This window comes from Acetomicrobium mobile (assembly GCF_937920065.1).
Genome location: NZ_CALETC010000199.1, coordinates 1 through 1,882, shown reverse-complemented (window position 1 = coordinate 1,882; position 1,882 = coordinate 1). Strand labels below are relative to the sequence as shown.

The 1,882-nt window shown below is 46.3% G+C and carries 2 protein-coding genes; both read left to right on the top strand.

Annotation, left to right across the window (positions count from 1 at the left end):
- A partial coding sequence (locus tag Q7P41_RS07785; RefSeq protein WP_303883270.1) for a BamA/TamA family outer membrane protein occupies positions 1-606 on the top strand: 606 nt, incomplete at its 5' end.
- Positions 607-615: 9 nt separating this feature from the next.
- On the top strand, positions 616-1,854 hold the full coding sequence (locus Q7P41_RS07780) for a hypothetical protein (protein WP_303883269.1): 1,239 nt from the start codon (positions 616-618) through the stop codon (positions 1,852-1,854).
- Positions 1,855-1,882: the final 28 nt, after the last annotated feature.

The following is a 1,882-nucleotide window of genomic DNA, read 5'->3' as shown; positions in this document are numbered from 1 at the left end:
CAGCGTTCCACCTTGGACGAGTACTTAAGCTATCCCAAAGGAGATGTAATGAGCATTAACGTGGAACAGGCTTTGGATTTTTTGGGGAGTGACTGGAATTTCACTAAATATTGGTTTGAAGCCAGGTATTATACTCCCGTGACCAGGATTGGAGAGGTATTCGATATAGAGTTGGGAACGAGGGATACGCCGGTTTTGTTTGCCGCAAGGGTCAGGGCCGGTTTTTCGAGCGGCGACATTCCCTTCATGGATCAATATTTTATCGGAGGGGATAGAGATCTGCGGGGATATGAAGAAGATGAATTCTATGGGACCGAGATGTTATTGGCCAATTTTGAACTCAGGATACCCATCGAAGAAGCCTTTGGCCTGGTTTTCTTCTACGATGCCGGCAATGCATGGGGCGATAGCGATCCCTTTATAGACTATCTTTATAAGACCGTTGGACATGGCGCTAAGAGGTCTTCAAGCTTCGATTTATCAGATCTACACGATTCATATGGCATAGGCGTTCGAGTCAGGACGCCGCTTGGTAATTTACGTATAGATTTGGCTGAAGGAGAATATGAGACTTATACTCATTTTGGGTTTGGGGAGTTGTTTTAGGATGCCAACATGAGGCAAAAAAAAGCGGGGATCGTGGTTTTTTTGTTATTATGGGCGATCCTTTTTGGGGCCATTCGGGCACAGGCAAGCGTGATTGTAAAAGGGCCGCCCGAGTGGCTCTCTAATGCTATTAAAGAAAGCATTATAGCTGTAATGAGAGAAATGCCCAGCTACGATTTGGCCAGCCAAGAAAGGCTTCTTGCTATGGTTTCAGATAGGATCTTTGAGGGTTACAAAATAAAATCGCTCAGCGTCAAAAGTAAAGATGATGTCTTCGTTGAATTTGTGCCAACAAAGCTTGCGGACTGGAAGGTCAAAGTTACGGCTCCCAGATTAAATTCGCCCTGTGACGAGTGGTTTCGTCAAGACGCTTTGGGCCTTGAAGAAATGCTTTTGAGCATGGTTCAAGGTGTGCCCATCGAGGCGTTGAAGTGGGCTGATGAAGTATTTTTAAAAGAAGTAAAAAAAATAACCTCTTTGCGCATGCCTGGCTGGGAACCTCACGTCTTGGTCAGCAAGGAAGACGATTCATACGTGGTGAATCTATCCTTTGTAGCCACTCAAGATTTGGTGCTAGCCGTGGATACCCACGTTTTCTCGAAGTCGCTGCCCTCTTTTTGGCAGTACGAGATGCGCGAGAAGTTGCTTGAGGGCCTATCTCCAATTATCGGTGTTCCCGTGGATTGGGCTGCTAAGCATGAGGATAAAATAGAGCGTTTGATTAGTGAAAAGTTAAAAGGCACAAGACTGGCGAGTACCGCTAAGATCGAGTTCGATACGCAGTTTGTTCCTTCCAGGATAGCGAGGACCGACGTGAGAGCAGAAAGCAAAAGATACTCGCTTTACGTTTGGGGAGCAGCTTATGCAGGTACGGAAGAGAAATCTACTGAACTTGGATTACACTTAGGTCGCAAGGCGCAGCCTTTTCCTTCGTGGGATATAGAGCTTTATGGCGAAGCAATAGTTTTTCTGGATGATGGCGATAGCGAGGAAAGGCTCGGCTTAAGGTGGTCTCCTTATATGGACATTTGGTTAGGAGTAGAAAGGGAGCTGGAAGAGGACAAAACTTGGTATCGTCTCTGGATGGAGGGAGGCATAAAAGCCTTTTACGTGTGGTGGCGCTATTCCGATGAGAGCGAAAATAACGCTGCCCTAGGGTATAGATTCACTGAACACCTTTCCCTGGAATTGTACTTAGATGAACGCGACGACGACGAAGTTAGCGTAAGGGCGGTTGGCAATTTTTGATCTTTGCATGGGAAGGAGAAGAGAAGTG